Consider the following 24,452-nt stretch of genomic DNA (forward strand, 5'->3'; position numbering starts at 1 on the left):
GTGAACAGAATGCCAGAATTTTCCAATCCGTTTTCAGTTCTAAAACTTGATAGAAAATTAACCAAAGAAGAGCTGATTAGAGCAATTCGTTTCATGATTTCAGCTGAATATGAAGCTGTTCAACTTTATATGCAGCTAGCTGAGTCGATTGATGATGAACTTGCTAAAAACGTATTAATTGACATTGCAAACGAAGAGAAAGTTCATGCAGGTGAATTTCTAAGATTGTTGAAAGAGCTTGATCCTGAAGAGGAAACGTTTTACAAAGAAGGTGCAAAGGAAGTTGAAGAAGAGATTGAAAAATTAAGAAGTAAAAAGTAATTTTTGAAAGTTAAAAAACTTTTTAGGGAGGCATTTGCCTCCCTTTTATTTTTCTTGTAGAAAAAGGCAAGTTCTGGTATAATTAATTCGTAAAACGAATTAAAAGGAGAAGTTGTATGAGCGCTCCCGTTAAAATAATTCTTTTTACTTTTTTTAACGGTATTTCTAGAAACATTTACCAAGTTTTGTTCAATCTTTACCTTAAATCGTTGGGATATGATAATGAAATAATTGGTACAATTATGTCATACAATCTTTGGGGCGGAGCTCTACTTGCTCTCCTGATTGGTTATTTTTCAGATAAAGTTGGAAGAAAAAAGGTACTTTTTTTGATCCAACCTTTTATTGTTGTTTTTGCTATAATGAGATTGTTCCCTTTATCAGCTAATTATTTATATATATCATCGTTTTTATATGGAGGCTTAAACGCCTCAACTCGTATACTTTCAGATGTATTTATTGTTGAAAATACACACAATAAAAATAGGGCAAAGTTTTTTGGATTGAATTTTGGAGCTAATATGTTAACTGGTGTGCTTGGAAACGCAACAGGAGGAATTTTAGGGGATCTTTTTGGTTTTAAAAATGTAATGATTTCAGCAATGATATTGAGATTATTTGCTATTGTTCCTATGTTAAATTTAGAAGAAAAAAGAATAAAAAAAGGTAAATTTCTTTTAAATGATTTCCAAAAGAAAGTTTTTAGCTTTTATATTTTTTCAACAGCAAGTGTAGGATTTGGTGCAGGCTTGTTTATTCATTTTGGAAATGTGATCTTTTACGATTTATTTTCTCTGAGTGCAACTTTAATTGGATTTATTCTTGCATTTGCCCAACTTGGAACAAGTATAGGTTCTGCTTTCTCACATAAACTTGGGAAAAAATTTGGTGCAGGACGTTTACTTCTTATTTCGCATTTTATAGTGCCTATATTGATTTTTATGTTAGCAATTGTAAGAGAACCAATAATTTTTACTACAATCTATGTTAGTAGATTTACCATAATGAATATGGTAAATCCAATTTTTAATACATTGGTTTTATCATTTTTACCCTCAAATATACTAGCGTCTAGTGCAGGGATAAGAAATTTTGCAAATAATGGAATGCGAGCAATAGCCGCAATGGTATTTGCAAATTTAGCCACTGGAAACGAAGGTTATTTTTATATTTTTATAATAAGTGCAGCATTTTACTTTATCAACGCAGTTGTTACATTCATTTTTTATAAAAATCTAAAAGGTAAGGATAAGGAATTTTATGAACATTGATCAATATCTTTTAGTATTCTATCCGTGTTAAAGTTTATTTTGAAGACAAGTTCAGGATTTTCTATAATTATTTGTTTGATTCCAGTGTCTCCATTGATAGTGAAAAGTTTTTCGAAAAGTGAGTGATGGATAAATGTTGGAAATCCCTTTTTTCCTTTATAAAATGGAGCAATAATCTTATTTTTTCCATCACAATATTTCAAGATTTTTTTTACATCTTCTATTTTTATGAATGGCATATCAGCTAAAAAAATGGCAATATATTCTGGAATGTCTATAGAAGTTATTATTTCACTAATTGCTAATTTTATTGACGAAGAAATTCCTTTTTTATAGTTATGATTTTCTAAAATAACAAAATCGTTAGGCACTTTAAATTTGTTTTTTAAATTTTGCCAGTTAGGATTAACTACTAGATAATTTCTTCTGAAATTACAACTTTTTACTAAATTTATAACCACTTGAAGCATAGGTTTTTCACTAACTAAATGTAGTAATTTGTTTCCTTTACTATATCTCTTCCCTTCACCAGCAGCTAATATAATTGAATCTATCGATTTTTTTCTAGATTTATTAAATATTTTTTCCATTTTAACCCTCCTGTGAAACCTCCAAGATCATTTTTTGATACAACCCTATGACATGGAATATATATAGGTAAGGGATTAGCAGCCATAGCAAAGCCGATAACTCTTGGGTTAATGTTTAGTTCCTTTGCAATTTTTCCGTATGTTTCGGTAGTACCATAAGGAATGTTATAGACGTAATTCCAAATTTTTTTAAAAATAGGACCTCCACTTATTTTTACAGTAAAATCAAATTTTTTTCTTTTTCCCTCGAAATATTCTTTAATTTGTTTGGTAAATATCCCACAATCTTTTTCTTCCAAAAATTCATCAGAAAGTTCAATTTTTACTAAATTGTCATTTTCTACATATATAACAACTGTTCCAATTTTTAGCGGAACTAGCCCAATTTTCATAGATATATTCCCCCTAAATGTGTTTACAATTATTATATCATCTTAAAATTCATTTTAAAATAGTAAATTTGTTATAATAAAGATATGAAGAATAAAAATTATAAAGTGTTCTTTAAAGTTGTTTTTTCAATTTTTCTCCTTTTACTCTCGTTACTCAATTTAGGTTTAACAGTGATGATTTTGTTTCTGATAGAGTTACCATTAATCAGAAAATCTTTACTTGGGAAATTGCCTTTAGATATAGAAAAAAAACCATGGAGCAGAGTGAAAACATTAAAATACAAAGAAAATTTATGGCTTGATATTTATTACCCAAAATCAAAAGGCCCTTATTCTTTAGTCTTTTTTGCTCATGGTGGTGGTTGGATAAGCGGATATAGAAAACAACCTAATAATTTATCTTGGTATAGATTTCTTGTAAATAATAATTTTGCTGTAGCAACTATTGATTATAGATATGCTTACTTTAATGACATAGAGATATTATTGGATAATTATGAAAGTGCCTTAAATTTTATTGTTAAAAATAATAAACATTTAGAAATAGATGTTAACAATATTAGTCTAATGGGTTTATCGGCAGGTGGGCATTTGTCTTTATATTATGCCTTAACAAAGAAACCTGATGTAAAAAATGTAGTTGCATTTTATTCCCCTTCGGATTTAAAAGATATATGGAAGACTGATTCATTATTTGCCAGATTTGCCGTTTCTGTTACTTTGAAAAGATTTCCGAAAAAATCCAAGGAAATATATGAAAAATATTCTCCGATTAATCATGTGAAAAAGGGTTTAATGCCAATTTTACTAGTTCATGGATTAAAAGACAATGTTGTTCCATGTATTTCTTCTGTTAAAATGTACAAGAAACTGAGAGAATATAAAAATTCAGCAAAGTTATTACTTCATCCTAATGGTGATCATGGATTTGAGTTCGTTTTAAAAGACGAGAGGACGAAAGAAATATTAAGAGAAACTATAAAGTTTTTAAGAGGTGAGTTTAATGATAAGTTTTGATTATAAATACGTTCCGCCAGAATATACATCAGGATATATCTTAAAATCTAAAAATTTTAGAGTATCTTATATAAAGTTTAAAAGTATGTATAAAAAAGCAGAAAGAGGAACAGAAATGGTTGAGATTTATCTATTTGAACCGAAAAGTAATATTGCCGGTACTTTAGTAATCTTGCATGGATTAGGTACTAATAATGTCCCATTTTTATTGTGGATGGGAACTCATCTGGCTAATGCAGGGATCAGAACTGTAATTCCAATATTACCTGGTAATTTTACCAGAGTACCTAATGGTTCCATGAGTGGAAAGGATTACTTTTCGGTTAATATTGAAAAAGCAACTAAGTTTTGGGAACATGCAATTGTTGATATGCTAAGTGTTGTTGAATTTTTGAAAAATAACAATTTATGGCACGAAAATAATTGTTTATTTGGATTTTGCCTTGGAGGAATGATCGGAGTTATATTGAATGCTATTAGTGATGATTTTAAACGAACAATTTTAATGGCTACAGGTGGAGATATTGCTACACTAATTTGGTATTCTCCAACTCTTTCTTTTATGAGAAAAGAATTTAAAAAAGGTTTGGGGAAAGAGTTTTACATAAATTCACAAGAAAAGTTTTTAAAAATTTTTAAAGACGATATTGAGAAATTAAAGCAATTTAAAACTGTTGAAGAAATGCAAAAGAGTGATATTCATCCTTTTTTAAAGGTTGATCCTATTGCTTGTGCAAAGTTTGTAAATCCAGATAAAATTATCTTTATTGAAGCATTATTCGATAAGGCTCTTCCAAAGAAAACTAGAAAATTACTTTGGAAGACATTAGGTAAACCAGAACATCATTACATTTTTTCAGGTCATGTGACTTGGCTTCCTTTTCAGTATTTTTTAGCAAAGTTTATACTAAAAAAAATGAATGCTAAAGAATTTAGAAGGCAATTAAGGTTACTTGAAAAAGTCAAGTATGAGGATAAAAAATAATAATATCATTAATATTATTATATCTTTAGAAAGGGAATAAATAATGAAAAATTATTTTTTAATTTTATTTTTAGTGGGTATAATTCTATCTAACTTATTGTTACCTGATAAATATAAAAGATTAATTATTTTGGAAGAATATGAGCAAGAGTTAAAAATCTTAAAAAACGAACATAACAAAAAAAGCGAGGTGAAAAATGTGTATATTTTAGGTCATAGAGGTTATCCTAAAAAATATGTTGAAAATACCTTAGAGTCCTTTAAAGGTGCTATTGAGGCAGGTGCTGATGGTGTAGAACTTGATATATGGAAAAGTAAAGACGGAATAATTATGGTGTCCCATGATAATAGTTTGGAAAGGGTATTTAGGGTAGATTTATCAATTAAAAGTTCAACTGCGAGTGAAATAAAAAATAAGGCTCCTGTTCCAACACTTGAAGAAGTGTTTAATATTATTCCGAAAGGAAAGATAATAAACATTGAAATTAAAGATAAAGAAGCTGGTGATGCAGCTGTTGAACTTGTAAAAGAACACGATTTATCTGAGTACGTAATTTTTAGTTCTTTTGATCATGAGATTATTACTGAACTTTCAAAAAAATATGATAATGAGAAATTCGGCTATTTGTTCGATGAACGTCACACTTATTTAACTTTGAATGATTTAAAAAAATTGTTTGAACCGAAAAATATTTATAGTGCACATATTCCAATTCAACTATTAGTTCATGATAGAGAAATGTTTTTGAAGTTGATTGAACTTTTGAGATATTTAGATAAAAAAATTGTTTTGTGGACAGTTAATGATGGAAGTATAATCAAAGAATTTAAACCTGATTATATTATCACGGACGAGGTTGAAAAATTGGTAAACATTTTCAAATAAAAAGGAGCTAGGTTAACCTAGCTCCTTTTTAGAATACTATTTTAAATTAAATCACATTGAGTTTTTTTCCAACTTTTTCAAATTTTTCTAGAGCAAAATCTAGATCTTCCTTTGAATGGGTTGCACTGATCATTACCCTAATTCTTGCTTTTCCTTTAGGAACTGTAGGATAGCCAATCGATTGTGCAAATATTCCTTCATTGAATAATTCCTTACTAAATTGTGTTGAAAGTTTGGCGTCATAAAGCATTACAGGAGTAATTGGGGTTTCACTTTCTCCGGTATCAAATCCTAATTTTCTCATTTCATTTTTGAAGTATTTTGCATTTTCCCAAAGTCTATTAACTCTTTCATCTGATTCCTGGAGAATTTTAGTGGCTTCAAGAGCAGCAGCGGTATCTGCTGGAGAAAGAGGGCTACTAAACAGGAATGGTCTAGCTTTTTGTTTAAGATATTCAATCAATTCTTTTTTTCCAGCAATGTATCCTCCAAGTACTCCGAAAGCCTTTGAGAGTGTACCAATTTCAATGTCAACTCTACCATGTAAACCAAAGTGATCAACTATTCCCCTGCCATGGCTTCCAAGGACTCCTTCTCCGTGAGCATCGTCAACCATGACCATAGCATCGTATTTTTCAGCGAGTTCTACAATTTCTGGAAGTGGTGCTAAATCTCCATCCATACTGAAAACTCCATCAGTTATTATTAATTTTCTCCTGGCTCCTTGTTCGTTTGCTTCTTTTAATTTTTTTTCAAGATCTTTAACATCTCTGTGTTTCCAAACAAATCTCATAGCTTTAGAAAGGCGTACACCATCAATTATACTTGCATGATTGAGTTCATCAGATAGGATCGCATCTTTTTCGTTAGTAATTGCGGGTATAACAGCTTGATTAGCGACAAAACCAGACTGGAGAAAAATTGTTGCTTCAACTTTTTTAAATTCTGCCAAAGTTTTTTCCAATTCTTCGTGTAAAGAAAAAGTACCGGCGATGGTTCTAACGGCTCCAGGCCCTACACCCCATTTTTCAATTGCTTTAATTGCTGCGTTTTTTAATCTTTCTTCATTTGCAAATCCAAGATAGTTGTTAGAACAAAGATTTAAAACTTTTTTCCCATTTATAACTAGCCACGCTCCTTGTGGAGATTCAAGAGTTCTTATATATGTATAAAGTCCTTGTTCTTTTAAATTTTCAAGTTCTTGTGCAAAAATACTATAATCGAACATAAATTCACCCCCTAATCAAGATTTAATACAACTTTACCACATTTTTTATTTAACATAAGTTCAAATCCTTTTTCCCATTGTTCAAATGGCAAGATGTGAGTTACAACTTTTGATAAATCTACTTTTTTATTTCTAAGGAGTTCATCAGCGATTTTCCATGTGTCAAACATTCTGCGCCCAGTTATACCATATATTGTAATTCCTTTCATTATAACGAGAGAGTCCAGATTGATATCTATACTTCCACCAAATATTCCCAGTAAAGATGCTTCTCCACCCATAGTTACACATTTTAAACCATCTTCAAGTGCTTTTTTATTACCACTCATTTCTAGAAGTATGTCTACACCATCTTTAGTGATTGTGTAAACTTTTTTTATTAGATCTTCTTTTAACGGATTTATTATTATATCAGCTCCATTTTCTTTAGCCATTTGAATCCTTGTCGAATCTACTTCACTTGTAATTACTAAACTTGCTCCTGCAGCTTTTGCAACTTGTATGGCCATTAGTCCTATTGGTCCAGCTCCTGTGATCAAGACAACTTTTCCCGTTAAATCAGTTACTAAAGAAGTGTGTATTGCATTTCCAAAAGGTTCCATAACTGATGCAAAATCAAGAGGAATTTCCGCAGAGAATTTCCATAACACAGTTTCGGGAATTATAGCATATTCTGTAAAAACTCCATTTCTATCTACGCCTAATATTTCCAAATTTTGACATACATGCATTCTACCAGTCTTGCATTGTAAACAATGCTCGCATGGGATATGTGTTTCTGCAGAAACAAGATCTCCAATTTTAACTTGTGTAACTGCTTCTCCAACTGCTACAACTTCACCAGCCATTTCATGGCCAATTATCATAGGAGGTTTTATTCTCGTTTGTGACCATTCATCCCATTTATATATGTGGACGTCGGTTCCACATATAGAGGTTCTTCTAATTTTTACTAAAACTTCTCGAGGTCCCAATTTTTCTGGTTTTTTTACGTCTTTTAAAACAAAACCTGGCCCCGGTTTTTCTTTTAAAATGGCTTTCATTCTAAGCCTCCTCCCAATTTAATAGATTACCAAACATAATTATATATCTTAAACAGACATTAGTAAATCAAAGTTTAATATAAATAAATGAAATTACGGTTTTTTAAATTTGTTTAATGTAAAAAAGATTAAAAAAGAGCATTGATTATGAATTTCTCGATTTTCTTAAAAAAAGTTTGCCAGCTATGAATAATAGTAAGCCATATAACAACATTAAACCTAATCCGATTAAGTTATAAATATTATTACCAGTGGAGATTGAAAGAGAAGGTAAATCTAAAATAGCGATCAAGGGTATACCGATAGCCATTGAAATTCCACTGCCCAACACTAAATTTTCAGCTGCTCCTGATTCAAGTGCGGGATCAACTTCTCTTAGTAAAGCCATGCCTGTGGAAATTGTTCCTGTAAGCATACCATAAAATGCTATTCTATTTTCGACTTCGTGTTTTGTGAATGTCTTTTTTGTGATAGACATAATAAAGAGATACGTAAGAATTCCGGCTATAAATGTTAGAGTAAATATTCCCCAAAATTCTTGTTGGATTTTTGCAAGAACCACTGCACTTATTGAAGCAGTTACCATAAAGTCGAAGACACCACCGGCAATTCTTATTAACAGAAAATTGTTAAGATAATTTTCTCTTGCAAAATTTTTCTCTTTTAGTTTATTATAAAAATCTCTAAACATCATACCAAATATTGCACCTATAACAAAATGAAAGCCCCAAAGGACTGTCGAAAATGTTTGCCCAAAGTTTCCGAGAGGTGATAAAAGTTTTTCTAAAAAAATTAAGAATGTGTAAGTTAAAAGATAAATCATTCCAATAATTACTAATTGAATCGTCATGCCATCCATATCAGGAAACTCATAATCTTTTACTTCAATTGCTTTCTTTTCAACTAACACATTATTTTTTGCTTTTTTCCACTTGATTAAAAGCCAATTTAGAATAATGATTCCACCTATTGTTGCCCAACCAAATCCAGCAGCGGCAATTGCTAGACCAACAGAGCTTCCACTGTGAAGACCTAATAGTTCCCATTGATGGTCTATTGAAAATGCTTGGCCTGGTCCCTGACCAAAACCAAGAGGAATTATATATCCTATTGCTGGTGAAAAGTTTTTATCAAATAGATGAATTATAAATCCAAAGGAAACACCAATGATACCTTGAAAAAGATATGTTCCGACTATTATGAGACCAGCACCGAAGTAACTTTTATTGCCATTTTGTTCAATTTTTCGCAAGGATAAGGCGATAAATCCTATTGCCATGAGATGATAAATTATTTTGCCAAGAAATTCCACATCTATTTGTACAAGGTTAAGCAAATTTGGTCCAATAATAAAGCCAATAAAACCTGCTAAGATAGAATTTGGAATAAGGACTTTCCTTAATAAAGGTATAAAACGTTTCAACAAGATAGCTATAGTGAATAATCCAGAAATAATAAAAAATGTTTCAATTGTTGCTGTAAACATCTTTATACCTCCTCAGTAGGTAGTATAATAATAAACTTTCATTTTCTGTTTTAATTCTGATTATATATTTGTTTTCATATATAAACTCGGTATATCTCTTCAGAAATGTGGAAAGTCCTTTTATATTTTTGTATTCGAGGAAAACATTTCCAATTTTTATTCCATTATTCCGAATTTTTATAATTCCGTTTATTACTTTTTTGTGTTTGTAGTTATTCTTTTCTTCTATAAATAGTTTTGCTTTGCTGAGTTGCGTGATTTTATCAAATTGTTTGTTCAATATTCTAACTTGGTTATTTAAAAAATAATCAATTCTTTGGCCGTTCAAATATCCATATTCATCAATTGTAAAGCTTTGATTGCACTTTTCACACAGGGCATAGTTTCCTTTATTATGTATACTTCTAAAACTACCACAGTTTGGGCAATACCATAGAATTCTTTCTATTCCACTTGTTCGATTATTCCCCCAAAATTTGATTTTTTCTTTTTGTTGCCATTCCTATTCATTGTGTTTTATAAAATCTAATGCTTCTTTTCCATGAAATTGTTTTACTTCTAAAATTATTTTTCCTTTTCTACCATAATTTGCCCATCTAGGATTTGATAGATATCCTCCCTTAATTCTTATAGATACAATTGGTACTTTGACCATTTCTAACAATTTATCTGTTCCCGATGGTAGTTCTTGAAAATTTCCATCCCAGGTAACCGAGCCTTCCGGAAAAATACCTACTACATTTCCGTCTTTTAAATTTCTTAAGATACCTCTAATTGTTCCTATATCTGGCTCACCTTTTTGTTTAGAAATAAATTTTAAAGACTTAAATAAAGGACCTATTATGATTCTATTAAAATTACCTTTAGCAACTACCCAACAAATTGGCATTTTAAAAAATGTACTAATAAACAGAGGATCAAATGTATGTGTGTGATTTGCAATTAAAAGGAAGGGGGGAGATGGGAAATTTCCTTTAAGAATTAAATTGTAATGTTTTTTGAAAAAAGGAGCTAAAACAGGTCTCAGAAGCCATATTGGCTGCATAAAATCCCTCCTACATTTTGTTCGCATAAGAAATTATATCATACCTTGCTATAATAATAATATGTTATAATAAAGTGCAACAAAATTATTAGTAAACTTTGATATTTCTGGTGTAAAATGATTATAGTAGCAAAAGATTTAACAGATGCGATAAAGTTAAAATGTACTTGGGATATATTTGAATTTTTTAGTTTGATAAAATTTTTTTAAAATACATATGTTATTTTTTGTATATGTATTTTTTAAACAATGTTGATGGAAATTTAAAAGCTAGAAAGGGGAGAAAAAATGCGAACAAATAAAGAAAGTGTTGTGAAACTTTCTATAATGGTAGGAGTTGCTCATCCTGTAACAAGAGTTCCTGTTCTGGACAAAGATGGAAATGTTTATTATTTCCCCGGAGTTGGTGGAATAACTTACAATTTTGGTCTAGGAGATAATGCGTTCAAGATGCATGGTGATCACATAGAACCTGATGTATCGGCAAAGAATAATGACAAAAATTTTAATGATACTTGTATGTCTCTTGCATGTATTGGTAACAGTGCAGAAGTTGTTTCAGGTGATGCGAAAGGAATGAAAGGTTACGTAATAGGGAAACATGGAGGAATACAGCATATTTTGATTTATTTTGAAAATAAAGAAAAATTAATGATTGGTGACAAAATTTTAATAAAAGCTTGGGGGCAAGGATTAGAGCTTCTGGATTATCCTGATGTTAAAGTTTTTAACATTGATCCTGAGTTATTTGAAAGATTGCCAATAGAAGAAAGGTTTGGAAAAATCATTGTTCCTGTTGTTGCAGAAATTCCTGCTCATTTAACAGGATCAGGGATAGGAGCTTCTAATCCGATAAGTATGGACTATGATATAAATACTCATGATATGGAAGAGATTAGAAAATACCAAATTGATAAAATAAGAATAGGAGATATTGTAGCTATCAAAGATCACTATAATGGATACGGAATTGGTGGTTTTAGAAAAGGGGCTGTATCTATTGGGGTTGTTGTTCATTCAAATTGTATAAAGACTGGCCATGGCCCGGGAATAGTCGTTATAATGACCTCTCCTAATGATAGTATAATTACTGAAAAAGTGGATAAAATGAATATAAAAGATTATTTGTGATCTTTGATTCCTTTCACGTTTATTATTTCAAAATCATTATGAAGAATGTCAAAAAATAATATCTTATTTAATAATGCGTCCTCGAAATTTCCTTCAAGAATTTTTAGACCTTCGGATACTTGAAAAGAAGCTGCAATTAATACTGTAGGAGGGATTACTTGCCAACATTGGGTAGAATAATATCCTAAGAAAATCTCTTTTAGAGATTTAGTTATTCCTGGGTATATTACTGTTATTTCACCTCTATACTCTTCTACAGAACCATGAATCAAAGGCACTTTGTACTTTAATGAAAGTTCATCGAGATCGAATCTGCTTTCAGTATTATCAAGGCAATCAAAGATTATGTCAAAATGTTTGTTTAATTTTGTGTGTTTGGTAATTTTTTCAGGAAATATATCTATATTACACTCGGGATTAATTTTCAACAATTTTTCTTTAGCAACTTGTACTTTGCTTTTTCCAATATCAGTGCTATCAAATAATATTTGTCTATTTAAGTCTGGGGGATCTATTTCTTTTGGATCATAAATTGTTATGTTTTTGAATCCAATTCTTACTAGATTTTGCAGAACTGTTGAACCAAGTCCTCCAGCACCTGCAACAAGAATGTTGCTGTTTTTTATTTTATGTGATAATTTTTGATATAGTTTTATATGCCTTGATACATCTAACATTATCCACCACCTACCGGCATGATTATAGATAAATCGCCGTCTTCCAATTGTTCCTTTTTTAAAATATTTTCGCCGTTGTTGTGAATCACAACGGAAAATCTTAATTCCTTACCATTTTCTTTTAAGACAACAAAAGTTTTATTGTTTTCTTTGTCGATTATAAAATTAAGAGTTTTACCAATTTTTTTACTTATTTCTTTGAAAATATCATCTAAATTGCCAAAATTAACTTCTAACTCCTTTATTCCAATTAAATATCTTATACCTCCAATAAAATTCACCTTCATTTTCATCACCTCAAAATCCTAATTTTGTCAGTTTTTCTGGCTTAATTTTTTTAATAATTTCGTCTTTAGAAATATTTTCGGTTTTAGAGAGCAATTCAATAGCTTTAAAAAGGTCATAATTTGCTTCTTTAATTGCCTTTGATACCTTTTCATATCCAAATAGGTTAATTAATGGAGTAAGATTAGAAACAGATTTTCTTAGATTTTCTTCACATTTTTCTTCGTTTACTTTTATTTTATTTATATATTCGGCAAGAGAAAAACAAGAATTTTTTAAGAATTTAATTGATTTTAGTGTGTAATGTACGATAATAGGAGCAAATTGATTTAATTCAAGATTTCCTTGAGAACACGCATGATTTATTAGACTATCATGTGAAAAAACTGCTAAAGATAGTTGTATAACATATTCTGGGATTATAGGATTAATTTTTCCTGGCATTATTGAGCTACCTATTTGTATTGGGGGAAGAATCAACTCGCCAATTGCAGTATTAGGGCCACTTGCAAGTAACCTTATATCGTTAGAAATTTTGAATAAGTTTACTGCTAAAGATTTTAAAAGCCCATGAACTTCTGCGAACACGTCCATGTTTTGAGTTGCATCAATTAAATTATCAGCTTTAGCAACTTTTATTTTAGTAACTTGTCTAAGAATTTCTACTATTTTGAGTATATAATCTTTGGGCGCTCCGATACCTGTTCCAATGGCTGTACCACCGAGATTAACATTTCTAATTCTTTCTTCAACTTTATTCAATCTCCATCGATCCCTAGCAAGAGCATCAGCCCATGCTCCAAATTCCTGACCTAACATAATTGGTGGCCCATCCATCAATTGTGTCCTTCCAACTTTTCTTATTTTATAGTATTCATGTTCTTTTTTTTGAATGGTATCTTGTAAAATAATTACTTGTTCTATTAATTCTCTTAGTCTTGAAATTACAGCTACTTTGCCTGCGGTTGTAAATGTGTCATTTGTTGATTGATGCATGTTTACATGTTCAATAGGTTTTATGTAACCAATTTCTTTCCCTATAAGTTGAGAAGCTCTATTGGCAATTACTTCGTTTATGTTCATATTGACGGAAGTTCCAGCTCCGCCAGATAAAGGATCAACAATTATATGTTTTATTAACATTTTCCATTCATCGGTTGCCTTAATAATTGCGTTGGCAATATTTTCATCAAGATAGTTCAATTCTTTATTTAAGATTGCTGCAGACTTTTTTATCATAAAATATGCCCATAAAAACTTTTCATCAAATTGTTCTCCAGTTATAGGAAATATTTCTGTTGCTCTTAATGAACTGATACCATACAAAGCATTATCTGGAATTTCTCTTTCACCTAAATAATCACGTTCTTTTCTCAAAATTCCACTTCCCTTGATATCAGTGGTTTAATAGTTCTGTCTAGTACTCCATGAAGATAAGAAATAACTACGCCATAATTTGTCATAGGAATTCCAAGCCTCTTAAACATTCTTACTCTTCTCATCATTGAAGCTCTGTTCATAACACATCCGCCGCAGTGGATTATAAGTTTTGCATCTTCAATTTCTGAAAGTTCAGGCATATCTACACCAGCCCAAACTTTGAATTCTAAAGAAACACCTGTGTGATTGGTCAACCATCTTGGAATTTTTATCCTTCCAATATCTTCGGTTAGAGGTCTATGAGTACATCCTTCCATTATTATTACTTTGTCACCATCTTTTAGTTTTTCAATTTCTTTAACGCTTTCAATAAAGTATTCTAAATCTCCCCTATATCTTGATTCCAAGATTGAGAAAGTTGTTAAAGGTACATTGTCAGGAATATCTGAAACAACTTTCATTACACTTTGGGAGTCTGTAACAACTAATTTTGGTTGTATACCAATGTTTTCAATAGCGTATCTTAATTCTCTTTCTTTTACGACAAGAACTAAAGCCTCACGGTCTAATCCTTCCCTTATTGCGTGAACTTGCGGCATTATTAATCTTCCTTTAGGAGCTCCAAGATCAATAGGTACAACTAGTATAACTAGCTCTCCACCATCAATTAAATCTGATAAAAATGGAATTTCTTCATCTTCAGGGATAATTTCGTGAAGGATTTTGCCCAAATTTTCAAATCCTTCTTTTTTAAGTGAAGATACAGTAATAATGGGCACATTGTATTTTGAATAACTTTCTTTTATTTTTTCGACATTTTTTAATATATCTATCTTATTTATTACTATGATAAAAGGAATTTCAAGATTTTCGAAAAGTTTGATTATATTTTCCTCAAAAGTTGTGAGTAGAGAATCAACTATCAGTATTCCTGCGTCTGCTCTATATAATATCTTTTTTGCCTTTTCGATTCTTTTTAAACCTAGTTCTCCTACATCATCTAGTCCTGGTGTGTCAATAAAAGTGATTGGTCCAACGGGATAAAGTTCCATAGTTTTAAATACAGGATCGGTAGTTGTACCTGCAACATTGCTTACAATTGAGATATTTTGGCCAATTAAAGCATTAAGAAATGAGGATTTTCCTACGTTTCTTTTTCCAGCTATTACTATATATTTTCTAAATCCCGAACTTGTTTTCATATAATCACCTCTGTAATTGCTTTCATTTCAATTATACCAAATAGTTTAAAATAAGTAAATTAGATTTGAGTAATCTCAAAAAGTTGCTGAGTGAAAAAATATAATTTTAAGACAATTATGTTATAATCAAATAAATAGAAAATTGATTTAACAATTTTATTCTCAGTTGAAGGATTAAACAATTCAAATATGCAATTTTCGTTTCTAATTACTGGTAGAGAGGTATATGAAAAAGAATTTTGTTTGGGGAGGTGGAGAAATGAGGAAAGTATATTTGATAGTTTTAAATGTAATTTTTTTAGGTTTTATACTTGTGGGTTGTTTTTCTGTAAAAACTTACCACAAACAACCAACATACGTTTATGCCGCAGGTGGGCTTGAAGGTTTGATAATTTTTGATGTTACAAATTCTAATAATCCAATTATTGTTGGAAGCTATAACACTGAGGGTTACTTATGTGCAGTAGATGTTATTGAAGATTATGCATATGTTGCAGATGGTAACAATGGATTATTAATTATAGATATAACAGTTCCTACAAATCCAAATTTTGTAGGGGCTATTGATACAATTGGTTATGCTAAGGATGTAAAAGTTGTAGAAAATTATGCGTTCGTAGCAGAAAATAATAAAGGTTTTGAGATCGTAGACATTAGTGATTTGACAAATCCAACAATAGTTGGTGGCTATGATACAGATGGTTATTCATCAGGTATAGACATTGTTGGTGATTATGCATATGTTGCAGATGGTAACAATGGATTAGTAATAGTAAATATTAGTAATTTAACTAATCCTGTTCTATCTGGTCATTTTAAATTAAAAGGTGCTCATAAGGTTGTTGTTAAAGATGATTATGCATATGTTGGTAGTTTTGATGGTTTGATGATAATCGATGTGAGTGATCCTACTAATCCTTCAACCGCTAGTATTCTCAACATGGAAAGCGAAGGTTATGAAATTGAGATTATTGGAGATTACGCGTACATAGCAAATGATGAAAGTGGTTTAGTAATAGTGGATGTTAGTAACCCTACTAGTCCAATGATAGTTGGTAACTATGATGTGAGGGGTTATTCATTTGGAATAGATGTTATTGGAAATTATGTATACTTAGCTGATGAAGTAGAAGGGCTTGTAATAGTGAATGTTAGCGATCCCACAAATCCTTTTTTAGAAGTTGTTAAAGGGTTTGGTAAAGCTAATAAAGTGATTGTAGAAGGGAATTATGCATATGTAGCTGATGATTATGACGGATTAAAGTTAATAGATATTTCTGAGCCTTTTAAACCTTTTGTAATGAGTGGTGTTTGGATGTCAGGAAATACATTGGATGTAAAAATTATTGGAAATTACGCATATGTGGTAAATAACGAAAATGATTTAGTAATAGTAAATGTTAGTGATCCTGCTAGTCTAATTGTAGTTGCTAGCTATGATGTAACAGGTTATCCGAATAGTCTGGATGTTGTTGGGAGCTACGCATATGTAATTAATAACTATAGTGTATTAAATATTATTGATATTGGCGATTTAAGCAATGTAGCTCTTTTAGGTAATTGTAATACAGGTGGAAGTGCCAGGAATGTTAAAGTAGTAGGAAATTATGCGTATATTGCTGATGGAAATAACGGATTAACTATAATAGATATTAGTATACCTACCAATCCTACAATTGTAGGAAATTATAGTGAACCAATAGGATATGGTGTTAATATAGATGTAGTTGGGGAGTATGCCTATTTAGCGTATGATTATTATGGTTTAAAAATAATAAATATAGCTGTTCCAACTAATCCAACATTAGTAAAGACTTTTGATACCCCTGGGAATGTTAGAGATATTAAAGTAGTAGGAAATTATGCGTATATTGCTGATGGTAACAACGGTTTAGTTATTTTAGATATAAGTGATCCAACGAATACAAGCTTGGTAAGTAATTATGACACAGAAGGTTACTCATCAGGCATATATGTGGAAGGGAACTATGCTTATGTTGCTGATGGTAACAACGGATTGTTGATTTTTGATGTAAGCACTCCATCTGAACCAGATTTAATATCGGATATGGAATGGATTAAAATTTTAGATGTTTGCGCTCAATGATTAACTAATTAATTGTGTAAGATTCTAAAACTGGGGTGAAGGATTATTTGTATGTTAAATATAAAATTGAAATGTTTAATATTTGTAAATATGGAATTTTGTTTTATGTTTTTGGAGTAGTTATAAAAAAAATCAAAAAGTTAATATTCATTGTTGTAGTTTTTTAAAGGTAGAAAAATAGTAAAAAAAGATAAAACAAAAACATTTTTTCGCTTTTGATGGAAAAGAGAGGTAAAAAATGGTAAAATAAAATTGAAAATATATTTTTTATTATATATACCAACTGAATTTGAACTAAGTTGTTTTAACTGTTTGTATTGGAATTTTGTTGTGACTTATATTTGAGGAGGATAGGTATGAACAGAGAAGAGTTGATAAAACGAATAGTAGAAGAAAAAGGTTCAAAAGCTATATCAGATTTAATCAAGCTTTTAGAGGATGAAGATGCAGAAGTAAGAGAAATTGTTTCTGAAACTCTTTTTAAGCTAGGCGATGAAGCGAAGAAAGCTTTGTTGAAAGAATTTGAGAGAAGAGTGGAAAGGAGAAATAAAAATGATATTACGTTACTTTATATAGTTGATTTATTGGCAGATTTTGGAGAGAAAAGTATTGTAAAGTCTTTGTACAATATTTTGTCATTATATAGTTGGGAGGAAGCGGAATTAATAATATATGAGGCCCTTTCAAAACTCGGTGAAGGAGAAAAAATTTATGATATTTTAAGATATTTTTTATTAGAAGATTTAGAAAGAAAAAAGCTGGGCCCTCACGCAGCTATGGCTCTTTCGTATATAGATAAGCCTGAAGTTATAAAAGATCTAGTTATGGCAATTGATAGTAATGAGTTTAAAGGAGAGGACCTTGAAATTATTAAAAAATCTCTTTCGCAAATTGTAATGAAAAATCCTATGTATCATGAAATTTTAATGAAACTCGTCGGGGATAGAATCGATGAATATCTAGGGTGATGTGATGGATTTCGTGGAGTTTAAAAAGCTGCATTTGGAGAAAATTGATTTTTACTTAAATAAAATATTTGAAGAAAAAAAGTTGACTTTGAATAAGGAATTAAGTGAATTAATAGAAGAGGTAAAGAATTTTTCTTTACGACCCGGTAAGAGGATAAGGCCACTTTTATTTATATTAGGATATGAAGCATACAAAGAAAACGAGGAATTAACGGAAGAACAACTGTATTCCATTGCAGCATCTTTGGAGATTATGCATGCTTTTTTGCTAATACATGATGATATTATGGATCGTGCTACGATGAGGCGTGGAGCTCCAACTTTGCATCTTTCGTTAAATGCTAAGTATATGAATATTGTAAATAATAAAAAAATTGGAGAAGATCTATCAATAGTTTTAGGTGATCTTTTGTTTTTTTATGTATTAAATGTAATTTCAAAAATTAACATTCCGAACTTTCGTGATTTTTTAGAAGCATTTTCAGAGTGTTATATAAGTACAGCTTATGGCCAGCTGCTGGATTCATTGTATTCTTTAAGAAAAAAACAAAGGATTAAGGGTATGTCTTTTGAAATTGCTAAGTTAAAAACCGCTTATTATTCTTTTTATTATCCATTTTATCTTGGATATCTAGCAACTAATTCGGCAAGTAACTTGGAAGAAATAGAAACAATTAAAAAGGCGATTATTCCAGCCGGAATAGCTTTTCAAATAAGAGATGATATAATAAGCGTTTTTGATAAAAGTTCGGGAAAAACAAATACTGCTGATATTATGGAAGGAAAATATACTTCTTTAATTGATTTGGGTGACTATGATAAAAGTTTTTTCAGTATATTTATTAAAAGTGAAAAAACTAGTGAAGAGATTCAATTTTTAATTGAGTCAATAAAAAAAAGTAAGGCGTATGATAGAGCATTAGAAAAAATGAATAAGTTATTTGATGAATCACTTGAAAAAATTGAGGATTTAAAAATTGATGAAGAATATAAACAACTCTTAAGGGAAATAATAAATACCTTAAGGAGTATTTAATGTGCCAAATTTTAATAATCATATAAATATAAATATTTTTAGTTATCCACTGGTTATAGCAATCTATAGCTTATTTGTGAAAATATTTGATTATCCTTTGCCCCCAAGACAAATAGTTGGTTGGGGTTTTATATTGTTTGTAATTTCTGGAGATTTACCGGATATTGATCATGCTTCTGCTGTATTGCGAAAGATTGTGAAATTGTTTGTTATTTTTACAGTTTTTTATTTTGAGTTTACGCGTGGTTATTTTATACGTTTTTTGGGATTAAATTATCTACATATCCCTTATTCTTTGCAAGTTCTGGTAGCAATTTTGGTTGCTTCTTTCATAGGAAAATTATTTGATTTTATAATCCCAAAACATCGAGGGCCTTTACATAGGATATGGAGTGCTTTTGTGTATGGTTTGAGTATTTTTTATGGATATTATTATTTATTTTCAGTTATGAAAAATGCGATTTTTCTTGGTATAATATCTACAATAGGTTATTTAATCCATATATTCTTAGATAAAAATTTTCGAGAAGTAAATGGAAGATTAAAATTGAAAAGGAAGGGAAAAAATGTTTATAATTGGTATTGGTGGAGGAACAGGTTCTGGAAAAACTACGGTAGCAAATAAAATAAATGAAATAATAGGTAAAGAAAATTGTATTATTTTACCTATGGATAATTATTATCGAGATATGAGTCACATTCCTTTAGAAGAAAGAAAAAAGTATAATTACGATCATCCTGATATGATTGAATACACATTAATGATAGGCCATCTAGAGCAATTAATTAGTGGCAAAAGTATAGACTTGCCTGAGTATGATTTTACTCAATATACTAGGACGGGAAATTTTGTTAAATTAGAACCAAAATCTGTAATTATTGTAGAAGGAATTTTTGCGTTGTATTATGATGATCTAAGAAAATTTTATAATCTTTCTATTTTTGTTGATGCTGAAAGCGATGTGCGGTTTATTAGAAGACTTGAACGTGACATTAAAGAGAGAGGCCGGACAATTGAAAGTGTTATAAATCAATATTTAAATTTGGTTAAACCAATGCATGATGCGTATGTAGAACCCACAAAGAAGTATGCTGATTTAATTATTCCTAAAGGAGGATTTAATGAAAAAGCCATAGATGTAGTTGTTGAGTTTATTTTTAAGAAATTGGCCGAAAGTTAAAGGCTAAAGGGAGTGGAAAAATGTATTATAAAGTTTCAAGAGATCCTATTCATTCAGAAGTGTTTATGTATCCTTTGGAGATAATTGCTTCAGATACGAAAGCAATGCAGAGATTAAGATATTTGTCTCAGTTAGTAGGAGCAGAATATGTTTATCCGGGAGCTACTCATACAAGATTTGCTCACTCTCTGGGAGTAATGCATATTGCAGGAATGTATGCTGAGCATCTTTTTGATTCTCCCGAAAGAATAAGAATTTTGAGGCTTGCAGGTTTGTTGCATGATATAGGTCATGGTCCATTTAGTCACCAATTTGATGAGATAGTTTATAAAAAAATGGGTCTTGAGGATGGCCATGATGAATATAGAGAGAAAATTCTTTTGGAGTACATGCCTTTGAAAATGTATGAAGTTTATGAAAGAGCGCCAAGTAGTTTAAAGAAAGCTGTTTGTGAAGATTTGGAGATTGTGCTTGGTGGATATTCTGAAAATTTGGTTGATGATTTTAGAGAAGTTTTGAAGAGGGTTGTAGAAATTTTTAAAGGTGAAAGTGAGGGGACTATCGATTTTGCAATCATCCAAGGTCCATTAGGTGCAGACAGGTTAGATTTTGTTTTGAGGGATTCATATTTTGCTGGTACTAGAGGATTTGGAACAGGTTCTCTTGATAGATTAATAAGAAATTCTTTAATAATTAATAAGGATGAAAGAGATTATCTAGCTTATAATATTAAAGTTATTGATGAAATATACACTATTTTATTTGGTAGATTTATGATGTATAAAAATGTATATTTTCATAAAACTTCTAGAGCAGCCGACCTTATGATTCAAGAATTATTGGAACTTGCATATAGACCATTAAAATTAAAAGAAAGAGTAAAGAATTTAGAAGCATTTATGGAACTTACAGACCAAAAAATTATAAATGAAATAGAAATAATGTTTAATCAAATAGTTAATGAATATTCCTTAGATTCTTTTGAATTTACAAAAAGGGATATTTTAGAGTATAAAATTGATCTTCAACCTGTGGAATTAGATGTAGTTATGGCTTATGAAATAATTGAGCGATTAAAAAATAGAAACCTTTGGAAAACAATAATTGAGACACCATTTTTTGTAGAAGGTATAGATCCTTCTGTTGCAAGTCAAGGATTTGCAATGGATATTTTGCAAAAAATAAGATTTAGACTTGAACGAGCAATTGAAACTTGTGAGGAAACAGATAAAGAAAAACTTTCAATGATTTTGTCAAATTTTGATGAAATATTCAAAGTTGATACTCCTTATAAACTTTCTTTAGTGCATCCTGAGGAATTTTTAAAAAGCAATATTTATATTTACGATACTTGGAAAGATCAGATTCTCTCGTTTGATGAATATGTCAAAAATTATCCAGCTTACAATTTGATGAGCAATAACCTAATTCAAATAGTAAGAGTTTATGTGACAGAAGATATTAGAGAGATATTAGATAAGTACAATATAATCCCAAAAGTTCAAACGTTATTAACTACGAGGTGGTAGTTTGTTTTTGTTATTTGATGTTGGCAACACTCATACGACAGTGGCTATAACTGATGATGGTAAAAATTTTGATATAAGAAGAATTTCTACAAAGTTACTTCAAACTGAAGATGAGCTTTTTGTGTTTTTAAGGGGATTTTATGATGTAAAAGTAAAACAGGTGGTTGTTTCTTCGGTAGTTCCAAATATCAATCACGTTTTAAGCTTTTTTGCTCAAAAGTACGTTGGCTGTGAAGCAGTTTTTGTTGAAGCAATAAAATTTTCAAGGATTAAATGGAACGTTAAGATTCCTGAAGAAATAGGAGCTGATAGAGTAGCAGATGTAATAGCAGCATATTATGATTATGGAAAAGATGCGATTGTGGTTGATTTTGGTACAGCAATCACAATTGAGGTCCTTAAAAATGGTATTTATGAAGGCGGAGTAATTATTCCTGGTTTTTCTATGTTAATTAATGCTTTATTTGAAGGAACTGCGAAACTTCCTATGGTAGAAATAAAAGCAGCTGATAGGTTTGTGGGAAAAGATACAGAAAGTAATATAAGAATAGGTACAATCAATGCTATTATGGGTGGAATAAGATATTTGATAGATAATATTAAAAAAGAGCAAAAATTCAAAGATGTACCATTAATATTTACCGGAGGACAAGCAAGGTTAATTCAGAATCAAAAGATTTTTAGTGAAGCAATAATTGATTACAACCTTGGATTAAGGGGGATCTTCTACTTTTATGAAAGCCTTACTAATTAATCCTTGGATTGAAGATTTTGCAGCGTATGATTTCTGGCTAAAACCATTGGGATTGTTGTATGTTGGTGCGTATTTAAAAAAGTTGGGATTTGACGTTTTCTTGATAGATTTAATGAATAGACATGATAAAAATTTAGAAAAATATGTAAAAGTTCCAAAGGATAAGTTTTATAAAACAGGGAAATTCCCATATACAGAAGTAAAGAAACCTGAAATTTTATCATTTGTTCCACGAAAATATAAGCGATATGGTGCTCCGGAAAAGTATTTTTTGGACAAGTTGAATGAAATAGGTAAAATAGATATCATTCTAGTAACATCAACTTTAACATATTGGTATCCAGGTTATTGGGAAACAATAAATTTTTTAAGAAAATACTATGGTAATAAAATTCCAATTATTTTTGGAGGTTTTTATGTTAGAAATTTGCCCTCACATGCCCAAAGAACAAACACAATTATTTATAGTGGAAATGATTTAAATAGATTATCTAGTTTGTTAGAAAAATTATTTTCAAAAAATTTTAGAAAGAACTTTATTGATTGGTTTGAAGATTTAGACCCTGCTTATGAATTATATGACAATTTGGGCTATCTTGTGTTTACAACAACTGTTGGTTGTCCATTTAAATGTTCTTATTGTATTGCTCATAAAATTTGGAATGGAATGAAATTCAGAAATCCCCATAAGGTTGTAAATGCGATTGAAAAATACGTTGAAAAATTTAAAGTTAGTGATGTTGTTTTTTTTGATGATGCCATACTTGTTAATTCTAAAAAACATTTCAACCAAATTTTAAAAGAAATTATAAAAAGAAATTTGAAGTTAAATTTTCATCTTCCCAATGGAATACATGCAAAGATGGTATCAGAGGAAACAGTTGAACTTATGGCACAAGCGAACTTTAAAACAATAAAGCTTGGATATGAGACTGCAGGTGAGCTCCAATTGAAAACTGGTGGGAAAGTTAAAGATGAAGATTTAATCAGAGCAGCAAGGATATTTAGAAAGTATGGTTTTACTGAAAAAGAAGTTTCCGCTTACATAATGGTTAACATTCCAAATCAAAACCCGGATGACGTTATAAATGCAATGAAAATTTGCAAAAACGAAGGAATTGGTTTTTCTCTAAATGAATTTACACCGATTGTGGGGACAGATGATTGGATTAATTTAATAAATGAGGGTAAATTAACTGGTTTGGAAGATCCTTTGTTGTTGAATAATACTGTATTACCGTTTTGGTGGAAATATGGAATGAATGAGAATATGGTGCAACGTTTGAAAGATTTGGCACGAAAAATCAAGGACGGTGAACTTGTTGACAAATTTAAGGGAAATATTAGTTAATTTAACAACAGGTTTCTTAGCGGTCATTTTAGTGATCTTACCTAGAGAATATGTAAAGGCTTATACAATAACAAAATTGGGGGATCAAACTCCCAAAAAACTTGGGAGGCTTTCGCTGAATCCTTTTGTTCATCTTGATCCTATTGGAACAATATCATTTATACTTTTTAATTTTGGTTGGTCTAGACCTGTACCAACAATACCTTTGAAATCGAGTAAATTAAAAAAAAGTTTATTAATAACTTCTATTATCGGCCCAGTTTTTGGTATAATATTGTTTGTAATATATGGTATAATTACAAGAAATATTGATAATAGATATTTATTTCTGATATTTTATAAGGCAACTAAATGGAGTTTAACATATGCGATTTTTTCTATGTTGCCGATACCACCGTTAGATGGTTCAAGGTTTTTGAGTGCGTTTTTGCCAGGCGAATATATCGAGTGGTATGTGAAATATGAAGTTTATGGTATACTTTTTATGTTGGCATTGTTATTTATTTGGATTTTACCATTGGTTATGAGTCCATTCGTAGCTTTTATTGAGAATTTAACCAATTTTATTATAAATGGAGGGGGATAAC

At 30.4% G+C, this 24,452-nt stretch carries 26 protein-coding genes; 15 read left to right on the forward strand and 11 right to left on the reverse strand.

Annotated features, from left to right (window positions below; genetic code table 11):
* Window positions 1-9 precede the first annotated feature (9 nt).
* Together BUB65_RS00925 and BUB65_RS00930 are read left to right on the forward strand one after the other, a co-directional pair.
* Window positions 10-321, forward strand: a complete 312-nt coding sequence (locus BUB65_RS00925; RefSeq protein WP_073071139.1) for a ferritin family protein — start codon at window positions 10-12, stop codon at window positions 319-321.
* A 116-nt stretch (window positions 322-437) separates the two neighbouring features.
* A complete protein-coding gene (locus BUB65_RS00930; protein WP_073071142.1) occupies window positions 438-1,592 on the forward strand; it encodes an MFS transporter in 1,155 nt (384 codons plus the stop codon).
* On the opposite strand, the gene BUB65_RS00935 is transcribed toward BUB65_RS00930, so the two are convergent.
* Both BUB65_RS00935 and BUB65_RS00940 read right to left on the reverse strand, forming a co-directional pair.
* Window positions 1,580-2,182: a nucleotidyltransferase family protein gene (locus BUB65_RS00935; protein WP_073071144.1), complete on the reverse strand. Its 603-nt coding sequence runs from the start codon at window positions 2,180-2,182 to the stop codon at window positions 1,580-1,582. The genes BUB65_RS00930 and BUB65_RS00935 overlap by 13 nt on opposite strands.
* Window positions 2,143-2,574 (reverse strand): methylated-DNA--[protein]-cysteine S-methyltransferase, encoded by a 432-nt coding sequence (locus tag BUB65_RS00940; protein WP_073071147.1) that lies wholly within the window; start codon window positions 2,572-2,574, stop codon window positions 2,143-2,145. The genes BUB65_RS00935 and BUB65_RS00940 overlap by 40 nt, the downstream gene beginning before the upstream one ends.
* A gap of 174 nt (window positions 2,575-2,748) precedes the next feature.
* Between BUB65_RS00940 and BUB65_RS00945 the strand changes: the two genes are divergently transcribed.
* The 3 genes from BUB65_RS00945 to BUB65_RS00955 are packed head-to-tail and all read left to right on the forward strand — an operon-like array spanning window position 2,749 to window position 5,462.
* Complete coding sequence (locus tag BUB65_RS00945; protein ID WP_234946711.1) at window positions 2,749-3,591, forward strand: alpha/beta hydrolase; 843 nt, start codon at window positions 2,749-2,751, stop codon at window positions 3,589-3,591.
* Window positions 3,578-4,576, forward strand: coding sequence for an alpha/beta fold hydrolase (locus tag BUB65_RS00950; protein WP_073071152.1), 999 nt, complete (start codon window positions 3,578-3,580; stop codon window positions 4,574-4,576). Before BUB65_RS00945 ends, BUB65_RS00950 begins: the two co-directional genes overlap by 14 nt.
* A gap of 43 nt (window positions 4,577-4,619) precedes the next feature.
* Complete coding sequence (locus BUB65_RS00955; protein ID WP_234946695.1) at window positions 4,620-5,462, forward strand: glycerophosphodiester phosphodiesterase family protein; 843 nt, start codon at window positions 4,620-4,622, stop codon at window positions 5,460-5,462.
* 46 nt (window positions 5,463-5,508) lie between these two features.
* Here the strand turns inward: BUB65_RS00955 and BUB65_RS00960 are convergent, their stop codons facing one another.
* From BUB65_RS00960 to BUB65_RS00980, 5 genes are all read right to left on the reverse strand, one after another.
* Complete coding sequence (locus BUB65_RS00960; protein WP_073071155.1) at window positions 5,509-6,690, reverse strand: glycine C-acetyltransferase; 1,182 nt, start codon at window positions 6,688-6,690, stop codon at window positions 5,509-5,511.
* An 11-nt stretch (window positions 6,691-6,701) separates the two neighbouring features.
* Window positions 6,702-7,733, reverse strand: a complete 1,032-nt coding sequence (gene tdh / locus BUB65_RS00965) for an L-threonine 3-dehydrogenase (RefSeq protein WP_073071157.1) — start codon at window positions 7,731-7,733, stop codon at window positions 6,702-6,704.
* Window positions 7,734-7,878: 145 nt separating this feature from the next.
* On the reverse strand, window positions 7,879-9,219 hold the full coding sequence (locus tag BUB65_RS00970; protein WP_073071159.1) for a sodium/glutamate symporter family protein: 1,341 nt from the start codon (window positions 9,217-9,219) through the stop codon (window positions 7,879-7,881).
* Entirely contained in the window at window positions 9,200-9,499 is a 300-nt protein-coding gene (locus BUB65_RS08415; RefSeq protein WP_234946696.1) for a hypothetical protein, read from the reverse strand. The genes BUB65_RS00970 and BUB65_RS08415 overlap by 20 nt, the downstream gene beginning before the upstream one ends.
* Window positions 9,500-9,721: 222 nt before the next feature.
* Window positions 9,722-10,264, reverse strand: coding sequence for a lysophospholipid acyltransferase family protein (locus BUB65_RS00980; protein ID WP_234946697.1), 543 nt, complete (start codon window positions 10,262-10,264; stop codon window positions 9,722-9,724).
* 288 nt (window positions 10,265-10,552) lie between these two features.
* Here BUB65_RS00980 and BUB65_RS00985 point away from each other — a divergent pair, with 288 nt between their 5' ends.
* On the forward strand, window positions 10,553-11,395 hold the full coding sequence (locus tag BUB65_RS00985) for a DUF4438 domain-containing protein (protein WP_073071161.1): 843 nt from the start codon (window positions 10,553-10,555) through the stop codon (window positions 11,393-11,395).
* Here the strand turns inward: BUB65_RS00985 and BUB65_RS00990 are convergent.
* From BUB65_RS00990 to hydF, 4 genes are read right to left on the reverse strand one after another with little or no spacing between them, the layout of a single operon-like run.
* Entirely contained in the window at window positions 11,386-12,072 is a 687-nt protein-coding gene (locus BUB65_RS00990) for a HesA/MoeB/ThiF family protein (RefSeq protein WP_073071163.1), read from the reverse strand. The genes BUB65_RS00985 and BUB65_RS00990 overlap by 10 nt on opposite strands.
* Window positions 12,072-12,359, reverse strand: coding sequence for a hypothetical protein (locus BUB65_RS00995; protein ID WP_073071165.1), 288 nt, complete (start codon window positions 12,357-12,359; stop codon window positions 12,072-12,074). The genes BUB65_RS00990 and BUB65_RS00995 overlap by 1 nt, the downstream gene beginning before the upstream one ends.
* Before the next feature lie 10 nt (window positions 12,360-12,369).
* A complete protein-coding gene (locus tag BUB65_RS01000; protein WP_073071167.1) occupies window positions 12,370-13,734 on the reverse strand; it encodes an aspartate ammonia-lyase in 1,365 nt (454 codons plus the stop codon).
* Window positions 13,731-14,939, reverse strand: a complete 1,209-nt coding sequence (gene hydF / locus BUB65_RS01005) for a [FeFe] hydrogenase H-cluster maturation GTPase HydF (RefSeq protein WP_073071170.1) — start codon at window positions 14,937-14,939, stop codon at window positions 13,731-13,733. The genes BUB65_RS01000 and hydF overlap by 4 nt, the downstream gene beginning before the upstream one ends.
* A gap of 259 nt (window positions 14,940-15,198) precedes the next feature.
* On the opposite strand from hydF, the gene BUB65_RS01010 reads away from it, so the two are divergent.
* The 9 genes from BUB65_RS01010 (at window position 15,199) to BUB65_RS01050 (ending at window position 24,451) form a co-directional block, all read left to right on the forward strand.
* Window positions 15,199-17,046 carry an LVIVD repeat-containing protein gene (locus BUB65_RS01010; RefSeq protein ID WP_159429128.1) on the forward strand — a complete coding sequence of 616 codons (1,848 nt, stop codon included), beginning with the start codon at window positions 15,199-15,201 and terminating at the stop codon, window positions 17,044-17,046.
* 356 nt (window positions 17,047-17,402) lie between these two features.
* Complete coding sequence (locus BUB65_RS01015) at window positions 17,403-18,014, forward strand: HEAT repeat domain-containing protein (protein ID WP_073071175.1); 612 nt, start codon at window positions 17,403-17,405, stop codon at window positions 18,012-18,014.
* A gap of 4 nt (window positions 18,015-18,018) precedes the next feature.
* Window positions 18,019-19,050 (forward strand): polyprenyl synthetase family protein, encoded by a 1,032-nt coding sequence (locus BUB65_RS01020; RefSeq protein WP_073071177.1) that lies wholly within the window; start codon window positions 18,019-18,021, stop codon window positions 19,048-19,050.
* A 1-nt stretch (window position 19,051) separates the two neighbouring features.
* The gene (locus tag BUB65_RS01025; RefSeq protein ID WP_073071179.1) at window positions 19,052-19,675 is read left to right on the forward strand and encodes a metal-dependent hydrolase; all 624 of its coding nucleotides are present in this window, start codon (window positions 19,052-19,054) and stop codon (window positions 19,673-19,675) included.
* On the forward strand, window positions 19,617-20,231 hold the full coding sequence (gene udk / locus BUB65_RS01030; protein ID WP_073071184.1) for a uridine kinase: 615 nt from the start codon (window positions 19,617-19,619) through the stop codon (window positions 20,229-20,231). Before BUB65_RS01025 ends, udk begins: the two co-directional genes overlap by 59 nt.
* A 20-nt stretch (window positions 20,232-20,251) precedes the next feature.
* Window positions 20,252-21,760, forward strand: a complete 1,509-nt coding sequence (locus BUB65_RS01035) for an HD domain-containing protein (protein WP_073071189.1) — start codon at window positions 20,252-20,254, stop codon at window positions 21,758-21,760.
* A 1-nt stretch (window position 21,761) separates the two neighbouring features.
* Window positions 21,762-22,514 (forward strand): type III pantothenate kinase, encoded by a 753-nt coding sequence (locus tag BUB65_RS01040; protein WP_073071191.1) that lies wholly within the window; start codon window positions 21,762-21,764, stop codon window positions 22,512-22,514.
* Window positions 22,495-23,865 (forward strand): B12-binding domain-containing radical SAM protein, encoded by a 1,371-nt coding sequence (locus tag BUB65_RS01045; RefSeq protein ID WP_073071193.1) that lies wholly within the window; start codon window positions 22,495-22,497, stop codon window positions 23,863-23,865. The genes BUB65_RS01040 and BUB65_RS01045 overlap by 20 nt, the downstream gene beginning before the upstream one ends.
* On the forward strand, window positions 23,828-24,451 hold the full coding sequence (locus BUB65_RS01050) for a site-2 protease family protein (RefSeq protein WP_327192007.1): 624 nt from the start codon (window positions 23,828-23,830) through the stop codon (window positions 24,449-24,451). The genes BUB65_RS01045 and BUB65_RS01050 overlap by 38 nt, the downstream gene beginning before the upstream one ends.
* Window position 24,452: the final 1 nt, after the last annotated feature.

Source organism: Thermosipho atlanticus DSM 15807 (genome assembly GCF_900129985.1).
Taxonomy (GTDB): domain Bacteria; phylum Thermotogota; class Thermotogae; order Thermotogales; family Fervidobacteriaceae; genus Thermosipho_A; species Thermosipho_A atlanticus.

Bases quoted from the DNA above. Each gene is read 5' to 3' on its own strand.
- BUB65_RS00935 (WP_073071144.1), bottom strand. From the start codon at position 2,182: ATGGAAAAAATATTTAATAAATCTAGAAAAAAATCGATAGATTCAATT.
- BUB65_RS00960 (WP_073071155.1), bottom strand. From the start codon at position 6,690: ATGTTCGATTATAGTATTTTTGCACAAGAACTTGAAAATTTAAAAGAA.
- BUB65_RS00925 (WP_073071139.1), top strand. From the start codon at position 10: ATGCCAGAATTTTCCAATCCGTTTTCAGTTCTAAAACTTGATAGAAAA.
- tdh (WP_073071157.1), bottom strand. From the start codon at position 7,733: ATGAAAGCCATTTTAAAAGAAAAACCGGGGCCAGGTTTTGTTTTAAAA.
- BUB65_RS00985 (WP_073071161.1), top strand. From the start codon at position 10,553: ATGCGAACAAATAAAGAAAGTGTTGTGAAACTTTCTATAATGGTAGGA.
- BUB65_RS01045 (WP_073071193.1), top strand. From the start codon at position 22,495: ATGAAAGCCTTACTAATTAATCCTTGGATTGAAGATTTTGCAGCGTAT.
- BUB65_RS00950 (WP_073071152.1), top strand. From the start codon at position 3,578: ATGATAAGTTTTGATTATAAATACGTTCCGCCAGAATATACATCAGGA.
- BUB65_RS00945 (WP_234946711.1), top strand. From the start codon at position 2,749: ATGATTTTGTTTCTGATAGAGTTACCATTAATCAGAAAATCTTTACTT.
- BUB65_RS01035 (WP_073071189.1), top strand. From the start codon at position 20,252: ATGTATTATAAAGTTTCAAGAGATCCTATTCATTCAGAAGTGTTTATG.
- BUB65_RS00995 (WP_073071165.1), bottom strand. From the start codon at position 12,359: ATGAAGGTGAATTTTATTGGAGGTATAAGATATTTAATTGGAATAAAG.
- BUB65_RS01015 (WP_073071175.1), top strand. From the start codon at position 17,403: ATGAACAGAGAAGAGTTGATAAAACGAATAGTAGAAGAAAAAGGTTCA.
- BUB65_RS00990 (WP_073071163.1), bottom strand. From the start codon at position 12,072: ATGTTAGATGTATCAAGGCATATAAAACTATATCAAAAATTATCACAT.
- udk (WP_073071184.1), top strand. From the start codon at position 19,617: ATGTTTATAATTGGTATTGGTGGAGGAACAGGTTCTGGAAAAACTACG.
- BUB65_RS00980 (WP_234946697.1), bottom strand. From the start codon at position 10,264: ATGCAGCCAATATGGCTTCTGAGACCTGTTTTAGCTCCTTTTTTCAAA.
- BUB65_RS00955 (WP_234946695.1), top strand. From the start codon at position 4,620: ATGAAAAATTATTTTTTAATTTTATTTTTAGTGGGTATAATTCTATCT.
- BUB65_RS01020 (WP_073071177.1), top strand. From the start codon at position 18,019: ATGGATTTCGTGGAGTTTAAAAAGCTGCATTTGGAGAAAATTGATTTT.
- BUB65_RS00930 (WP_073071142.1), top strand. From the start codon at position 438: ATGAGCGCTCCCGTTAAAATAATTCTTTTTACTTTTTTTAACGGTATT.
- BUB65_RS01010 (WP_159429128.1), top strand. From the start codon at position 15,199: ATGAGGAAAGTATATTTGATAGTTTTAAATGTAATTTTTTTAGGTTTT.
- BUB65_RS00970 (WP_073071159.1), bottom strand. From the start codon at position 9,219: ATGTTTACAGCAACAATTGAAACATTTTTTATTATTTCTGGATTATTC.
- hydF (WP_073071170.1), bottom strand. From the start codon at position 14,939: ATGAAAACAAGTTCGGGATTTAGAAAATATATAGTAATAGCTGGAAAA.
- BUB65_RS00940 (WP_073071147.1), bottom strand. From the start codon at position 2,574: ATGAAAATTGGGCTAGTTCCGCTAAAAATTGGAACAGTTGTTATATAT.